Here is a 7,909-nt window from a genome sequence, read left to right as displayed (position 1 = left end):
GCACGGTGCCGAGGTCTTCGCCAAGGACGATGGCCTGGTGACGATGGGATTCCAGGGTCAGCAGACGCAGCAGATCGTCCACCGGGTAATACAGGTAGGCGCCGTCGGCCGGCGGCGAACCGTTAGGGATTACCCACAGACGCTGCAAGCCCATGACATGGTCGATGCGCAAGCCACCGGAGTGGGCGAAGTTGGCCCGCAGCATTTCGATGAAGGCCCGGAAACCATTGCGTACCAGGCCTTCGGGGGAGAACGCGGAAATCCCCCAGCCCTGGCCACTGCGGTTGAGAATGTCCGGTGGCGCACCGACGGTGAGAGAGGCGAGCAGTTCGTCCTGACGGCTCCAGGCCTGGCTGCCTCCGCCATCGGCACCGACGGCCAGATCGGCAATCAGGCCGATGCTCATGCCGCTGGCGCGGGCGGCGGTTTGCGCGCGCTCCAGGCAGCGCGTGATCAGCCACTGGCAGAAGGCGAAGAAGCCGATGCGTCCGGCATTTTCTTCGGCGAATGCCGCCAGTCGAGGTGTTCACCGCGGGCGGCGCGCGCCTCCTGGATGGCTTCGAAGCGACAGTGGTTTTCCAGCGCTTCGCCCGCCGCGTGACGAAAACTGCTGAAGTCTTCGTGCAACGGGTGTTCACCCTGGACGAAGCCTTCATATAGGGCCTGCAACAACCGATGCTTGGCTTCGGCGGCGGCCGGCCAGTCAATCAGCGGACGTTCTTGCAGCGCTTTGAATTCAATGGCCAGGCCGGTTGCATCGATGGCGGTACGCAGGGCGCGTTCGCCGAGAATGGTGCCGGGGGCGCAGTAAAGGCTGTTGAGAAACAAACGGCTGGACGGCGAATACGGGCTATAGCGTTGGGTGTCGCTTGAAAACATCGCATGCAACGGGCTGATCGCCAGCGCCTCGGCGCCACGCTCACCGGCCACCCGGGCGAGGTCCTCCAGAGCCTGGGTGTCACCAAACCCGCCATCGCCGGAGCGGCGCAATCCGTACAACTGCACGCTCAGGCCCCAGGCACGAGGAATGGGGTTATCCACGGCGTCGGCCACGCTGTAACAACGGGCCGGGGCCACCGCCAGGGTAAAGGTTTGTCCGTCGATGCCGACCTGTTGATAGCCGACCGGTACCAGCCCGGGCAGCACCGCGTTGGCGTCCAGTCTCAGGTTGAGCCGCGAACCGTCTTCGAGGTGGATTTCGCAAGGGGTTTGGGGCTCGAAATAACGCGCCAGGTCCAGGCCCACCCCCACATCGGCGGTGATCAATGGCGGCAAGTGGTGGGTCTGTTGCGCCGCTTGCAATTCCAGCAGGCTGGCGTCGATTTCCTGGGCACTGCCGGCCGGGTGGCCAAGGCCGCTCAGCACGTTGCGCAACACTGACGGCGCGACTTTTTGCGGGCGGCCGTTGGCGTCGATCCAGTCGACCGCGAGACCGGCACGGCTGGCCAGGATTTCCAGTTGCGCATCACTCATGGACGCTCTCCAAACGAGGTAGCAAAGGGGGCTGCAGCGGTGAGGCTGACGAGCGCGCAATACGGGGCAAGGGTGCCCTGGTCCAGAAGGCCGGCACTCTCTGGCGGGTATTCGAATAACCGCACGGCACCGGTCTGTGAGGTGTGGCCTACGGGCCTGTCGCTGAGGTTCAGGTCAATGCGCAGCTGGCTGCCATCGCCCAATCGCCAGGCTGCACTGACCGCGCCTTCGCCCAGCACGTCGGTGCCCAGTGCCTGGGTGCCCGGCAAGTGCGGGACGATGAGCCGGTGCCGGATCTGCAACAGTCGGCAGTACAGGTCGTGCATCTCGCTGTGGCCGATCGAGGGCAGGACAGGGCAGGACGCTGCAAATGTCTGCGGATCATTCGGGTCCGGAATGTGTTCGCGTTGACGCGAGTCCGCAAACGCGCTGAACGCCGCGAACTCGTTGCGCCGGCCATCGCGGACTAACTTCGCCAACTCACCATGATGGCTGGTGAAAAACAGGAAGGGTTGCTCGACGGCAAACTCGTCACCCATGAACAGCAGCGGAATCATCGGCGACAGCAGCAGCAACGCCGTGGCGGCCCGCAGCGCTTGCGGGTGGGCGAGTTGATGCAGGCGCTCGCCGAACGCCCGATTGCCGATCTGGTCATGGTTCTGCAAAAACAGGATGAAGGCGTTGGGCGGCAAATGCCCGCTGGGTTCACCGCGCGCCACACCATGGCGGTTGAGATGGCCCTGGAACACGAAACCCTGGCTCAGGCAGCGCGCCAGTTGTTCGGTGGGGTTTTGCGCGTAGTCGGCGTAATAGGCGTCGGTTTCGCCGGTCAGCAATACGTGCAGGGCGTTGTGGCCGTCATCATTCCATTGCGCGTCGTAACCCTGTTCGAGCAGGCTGGCCTGGTTGTGTTCGTTCTCGACCATCAGCCACACATGCCGCGCCGGTCCCGTCTGCTGGCGCACCCGTCGCGCCAGTTCCTGAAGAAAATCCGGATCCTGGATGGCGTGCACCGCGTCCAGGCGCAATCCGTCGAAACGGTATTCCAGCAGCCACATCAAGGCGTTTTCGATGAAGAAGTCCCGTACTTCGCGACGGCGCAAGTCGATTGCCGCGCCCCAGGGCGTGTGTCGGTCTTCGCGAAAGAAACCACTGGCATAACGATGCAGGTAATTGCCGTCCGGGCCGAAGTGGTTGTAGACCACGTCGAGAATCACCGCCAGACCGTGGCCGTGGGCGGTGTCGATCAAGTGCTTGAGTTGCTCGGGTGAGCCGTATGAAGCCTGGGGCGCGTAGGGCAGGACGCCGTCATAGCCCCAATTGCGCTCACCGGGAAACTGCGCGATGGGCATCAGTTCGATCGCGGTGACACCCAGTTCGACCAGGCGTGCCAGATGCTGCTCGACGGCAGAGAAGCCGCCGAGCGCACCGACGTGCAACTCATAAATCACCGCTTCGTGCCACGGTCGTCCCAGCCAGGTACTGTGTTGCCACGCATAGGCCAACGGATCGACCACCACGCTGGGCTGGTCAATGCCGCCGGCCTGAGCGCGAGAGGCAGGGTCGGGCACCTCCAGCTCGCCGTCGATGCTGTAGCGGTAGCGCGTGCCTGCCGGGCATCGGGTGTTGCTCACGAACCAGCCGTCGGCCTGGGGCAGCAACGGCAAGGACTGTCCATTTTCCAGTTCGACACTGACGTAGAACGCATCTGGCGCCCACAACGCGAATCGCGTGTGCTCTGCGTCCAGCATGATTGCGCCGTGAGGCCAGGTCTCAAGGGTCCGTAACGGCATCTTGAAAGCCTCTTACTGTTTGTTCGATTTCCCCAACGCTTTTGCCACAAGCCGTTCATAGAGTTCGGCGTAGGGTTCGACCGCCTTGCACCAGTTGAACGGCGCGGCCATGGCCCGGCAACGCATGGCGTGCAGCAGGTCGGGAAAGGCGAATACCTTGAATGCGCGACTCAGGGCTTCCTGATAGCTCTGCACCGTGGATTCATCGAACAGGAAACCGGTTACGCCGTTCTCGATGGTGTCGGCCAGGCCACCGGTATTGCGTGCCACCGGCAACGAGCCGAAGCGCTGGGCGTACATCTGGCTCAGGCCGCACGGCTCGTAACGCGACGGCATCAGCAGGAAGTCGCTGCCGGCGAACATGCGTCGGGCGTCGGTTTCGTTGAAGCCGATGCGCACGCCGATCTGCCCGGGGAAACGCAGGGCCAGTTCGCGCATCGACTGTTCTTCTTCCGGCTCGCCACGGCCGATGATCGCGATCTGGCCACCGGATTTGACGATGTATTCAGAGACCGCCTCGGTGAGGTCCAGGCCTTTCTGATAAACCAGCCGCGAGACCACTGCAAACAGTGGGCCTTCGGAATGTTCCAGGCCAAACAGCTCGCGGACATGAGCGGCGTTCACGGCCTTGCCCTCCCAGTCGCCGATGCTGAACGGGCAGAACAGGTGCGGATCGGTCGCCGCATCCCAGCTTTCATCGATGCCGTTGGGAATCCCGCTGAGCAGGCCTTGCTGGGTCTTGGCGGCGAGAAAACCGTCGAGACCGCAGCCGAAATCCGGGGTAGTGAKTTCCTGGGCGTAGGTCGCGCTGACCGTGGTGATGTGGCTCGAATAGGCCATGCCGGCCTTGAGGAACGACATCTTGCCGTAGAACTCCATGCCTTCTTGCTGCAGCGCGTGATGGGGGATGCCCAATTCGGGGCACGAACCCAGGCTGATCACGCCCTGGTACGCCAGGTTGTGGATGGTGAACAGGGTGGGCGTGCGCTGTCCACGCCAGTGCATATAAGCAGGGGCCAGACCGGCCGGCCAGTCATGGGCGTGCACCAGGTCCGGGCACCAGTGGATTTGCGCGAGGTTGGCGGCAATATCGGCCGCCGCCAGGCCCAGGCGGGCGAAACGGATATGGTTGTCCGGCCAGTCGCGGCCGTTGTTGGCGCCGTAGGGCGAACCTTCGCGCTCGTAGAGTTCGGGGCAGACCAGTACGTAAATGACCAAACCGTCGGGCATGTCCATGCGCCCGATCTTGCACGGTGGCAATGCAGCATGACCGCCAAGCTCACCGATGATATGAATGGGGTTCTCGCTGTGCATCACCTGCGGGTAACCCGGGATCAACACCCGCACATCGTGCAGATGGGCCATGGCCCGCGGCAGCGCTGCGGAAACGTCGCCCAGGCCACCGGTTTTCACCAGGTCGGCGATTTCCGAGGTAACGAACAAGACTTTTTTTCGGTTCGGATTCCGGTTGGCTACCGGGGTCAGCGTCCTGCTGCCTGGAACACTGACGGGTTGGGTGTTTGCGGCAGTTACGGCGCTCGACTCACCGACCTGATGAGCACGCTCTCCCTGTATTTCCATAGCCGTACTGGTCATATGAATCTCCCGTGTTGTTGATCTAATTCTTAGGTCTGGCAAACGGTGTTCCATGGCCAATTTCCGTGGCCGGGCGCAAACGCGCTACGCATCAGTGAGCAAGCGCTGCCCAATGCGCTGAAGCAGAATGGGTGAATGAGCCACTGCAAAGATTGCACCAGTCGCAACGCACCGTCTTTTCAGAGGACCGATCGGGACTGGAAAAAGTTTCGACTATTTTTCCACTTTGTGACCGGCCGGTTTCGTCTCGAGAAAATGAGTCTAGGCCAGAACTTAGAGCGGTGAAGGCCGGATGGCAAAATTGTTCGACAATCGGTTTGTAGCGGTACGGACGTGCCTGATCGAGGTGCAAATGCCCCGACGAAGTGCATGTTTTTTTGCGTTTTGGCCGCAAAAAGTCACGGGGCAGTCACATAAATGTGCGCCACGTTTTGGTGGTGGTGCACTGTTAAGGTGCAGTCTGGCCAGTCCCGCATTTGGCCGAACCACTGCCTTACTGCCCACCTTGGTGCCTTGTTATAGTTCGGGCCTCATTTTTGCCCGCAAAAGGATCACTGGCATGTCTCGGTACRGCGCGTTCAACGTCGAACTGGTCGATAAAATCGCCCATGTGCAGATCAACCGCCCGGAGAAGATCAACTCGATGAACGCTGCGTTCTGGAGCGAGATCGTCGAGATCTTCCAGTGGATCGACGACACCGATGAAGTGCGCGTGGTGGTTCTCAGCGGCGCAGGCAAGCATTTCTCCTCGGGTATCGACCTGATGATGCTGGCGGGCGTGGCCAATGAACTGGGCAAGGACGTCGGACGCAATGCGCGCCTGTTGCGGCGCAAGATCCTCACCCTGCAAGCGTCGTTCAATGCCGTCGATAACTGCCGCAAACCGGTGCTTGCGGCGATTCAGGGTTACTGCCTGGGTGGCGCCATCGACCTGATTGCCGCGTGCGACATGCGTTATGCCGCCGAGGACGCACAGTTTTCGATCAAGGAAATCGACATCGGCATGGCCGCCGACGTCGGCACGTTGCAACGCTTGCCGCGGATCATCGGTGACGGCATGCTGCGTGAACTGGCTTACACTGGTCGCACGTTTGGCGCCGACGAAGCAAGGAGCATGGGCCTGGTCAATCGCGTCTACAGCGACAACGCCAGCCTGCTCGACGGCGTCATGGGCATTGCCCGCGAAATCGCCGGCAAGTCGCCGATCGCCGTCACCGGCACCAAAGAGATGATCAGCTACATGCGCGACCATCGCATCGATGACGGCCTCGAATACATCGCTACCTGGAACGCCGCCATGCTGCAATCCACCGATCTGCGCGTGGCCATGGCCGCCCATATGAGCAAACAGAAACCCGAATTTCTGGATTGATAAACCATGATTCCTCGCTGGACCACTGCAGTACTGGACACCGATCAACCCGGCGGCTGGGCTGTCGCGCGCAGCCCCGAAGGCTTTCTGTTCGATGACAATGGCGCACTGTTTGCGCGCGAATGGCTCAAGCGCCAGGACCTGCCGATTCTCGCCGAGCATGGCATCGGTCATCTCGATGGCGAGCCGGTCTATCTGCTGGAGCTGCGCAATCACAGCGAGGTGCCGGGCTGCAACTGGAAAGGCCTGCGGGCGTTCATGCTGGAGGGCGATCACACGCTCTACAAGGTGCTTGGTTACGCCGCGCAGATCGGCACCTGGGCCCGTGAACATCGCTTTTGCGGTAACTGCGGTCAGGCCATGATCCAGGTGCCGCGCGAACGGGCGATGTATTGCCAGCCGTGCGATCTGCGCAGCTATCCACGGATTTCGCCGAGCATGATCGTACTGGTGACCCGCGGCGACGAGATTCTGCTGGGGCGTTCGCCGCGTTTTGTGCCGGGGGTCTACAGCACCCTGGCCGGGTTTGCCGAGCCGGGCGAATCGGCCGAGGACTGCCTGATTCGCGAGGTTCGCGAAGAGGTGAGCATCGAGGTCAAGAACATCCAGTACATGGGCAGCCAGTGCTGGCCGTTCCCGCACTCGATGATGCTCGGCTTTCATGCCGAATATGCCGGTGGCGAGATTGTCTGTCAGGAAGACGAAATCGAGGACGCCCAGTGGTTCAACGTGCACGAGCTGCCGCCGTTGCCGGCGTCACGCTCGATTGCCCGTTACCTGATCGACGTCTATGTGGCGCGGCGCTTAGGCCACGCTGAACCAGTGCTGCCAGGCTAGGCGCACCGTTAGGCCCAACACCACGGTGATGAACACCGGACGAATGAATTTCGCACCGCCACTGATGGCGGTGCGGGCGCCGAAGAACGCGCCGACCATCAACGACGAGCCCATGCACAGGCCGATGATCCAGTCCACCTGACCGGAAAAGATGAAGATCGACAGCGCTGCCGCGTTGCTGACGAAGTTCATGCTGCGCGCCACGCCGCTGGCCTTCACCAGGTCGACGGGGTAGAGCAACAGGCTGCTCACGGTCCAGAACGCGCCCGTGCCGGGACCGGCCACGCCGTCATAGAAGCCGAGGCTGAAGCCTTGGGTCGACTGCCACTTTTTCTTGATCGGTGCATCGCTGTCCGTTGGCGCTTTCGGCGTGCCGCCAAACAAAAGATAAACGCCACAGGCGAAGACGATCACCGGCAGCATTTTGTTCAGCCACTCCGCCGGCAGGTAATGCGCGACCACGGCACCGGTCAGCGCGCCGACCAGGGTGCCGATGATGGCGTGCATCCATTGCGCGGGGTGGAACAGCTTGCGGCGGTAGAAGGTGAAACTGGCAATCGCCGAACCGAAGGTCGAGCTGAGCTTGTTGGTGCCCAGTACCAGGTGCGGCGGCAGGCCGGCGGTCAACAAGGCGGGGGTGGTCAACAGGCCGCCGCCACCGGCGATGGCATCGATGAAACCGGCAACAAAAGCGACAAGGGCCAGGATGGCCAGGGTGGAGAGGTCAACGCTGAGTTCGAAAGGCATGGGATCGGCTTATTCGGCGGGTGCAGGAAGAGGCTGCGGGGAAGGGCAGCATCTTAACCACCTGCACACACAAAACCAATGTAGGAGCGAG

5 protein-coding genes and 1 pseudogene are annotated in these 7,909 nt (G+C 62.0%); 2 read left to right on the top strand and 4 right to left on the bottom strand.

The annotated features are described in order from the left end of the window. The 3 genes and pseudogenes from ACXRVY_RS11960 to glgA form a co-directional block, all read right to left on the bottom strand. Nucleotides 1-1,473 (bottom strand): annotated as a pseudogene (locus ACXRVY_RS11960) (4-alpha-glucanotransferase); the annotation flags it as partial. Continuing rightward, complete coding sequence (gene treZ / locus ACXRVY_RS11955) at nucleotides 1,470-3,266, bottom strand: malto-oligosyltrehalose trehalohydrolase (RefSeq protein ID WP_223462871.1); 1,797 nt, start codon at nucleotides 3,264-3,266, stop codon at nucleotides 1,470-1,472. The pseudogene ACXRVY_RS11960 and the gene treZ, both read right to left, overlap by 4 nt. 12 nt (nucleotides 3,267-3,278) lie before the next feature. After that, nucleotides 3,279-4,862 carry a glycogen synthase GlgA gene (gene glgA, locus ACXRVY_RS11950; RefSeq protein ID WP_458237454.1) on the bottom strand — a complete coding sequence of 528 codons (1,584 nt, stop codon included), beginning with the start codon at nucleotides 4,860-4,862 and terminating at the stop codon, nucleotides 3,279-3,281. A gap of 559 nt (nucleotides 4,863-5,421) precedes the next feature. Between glgA and ACXRVY_RS11945 the strand changes: the two genes are divergently transcribed. Further along, on the top strand, nucleotides 5,422-6,234 hold the full coding sequence (locus ACXRVY_RS11945; RefSeq protein ID WP_458237453.1) for a crotonase/enoyl-CoA hydratase family protein: 813 nt from the start codon (nucleotides 5,422-5,424) through the stop codon (nucleotides 6,232-6,234). 6 nt (nucleotides 6,235-6,240) lie between these two features. Next, nucleotides 6,241-7,071 (top strand): NAD(+) diphosphatase, encoded by an 831-nt coding sequence (nudC, locus tag ACXRVY_RS11940; RefSeq protein ID WP_223462868.1) that lies wholly within the window; start codon nucleotides 6,241-6,243, stop codon nucleotides 7,069-7,071. On the opposite strand, the gene ACXRVY_RS11935 is transcribed toward nudC, so the two are convergent. Beyond that, a complete protein-coding gene (locus ACXRVY_RS11935; RefSeq protein ID WP_223462867.1) occupies nucleotides 7,039-7,818 on the bottom strand; it encodes a TSUP family transporter in 780 nt (259 codons plus the stop codon). The two genes, nudC and ACXRVY_RS11935, sit on opposite strands and share 33 nt — an antisense overlap. Between the last annotated feature and the right edge of the window lie 91 nt (nucleotides 7,819-7,909).

Source organism: Pseudomonas sp. P5_A2_2 (assembly GCF_054177685.1).
This window is presented reverse-complemented; position numbering and strand designations above follow the sequence as displayed.

Coding starts and splice junctions, on each gene's coding strand:
- treZ (WP_223462871.1), bottom strand. CDS start 3,266: ATGCCGTTACGGACCCTTGAGACCTGGCCTCACGGCGCAATCATGCTG.
- ACXRVY_RS11935 (WP_223462867.1), bottom strand. CDS start 7,818: ATGCCTTTCGAACTCAGCGTTGACCTCTCCACCCTGGCCATCCTGGCC.
- nudC (WP_223462868.1), top strand. CDS start 6,241: ATGATTCCTCGCTGGACCACTGCAGTACTGGACACCGATCAACCCGGC.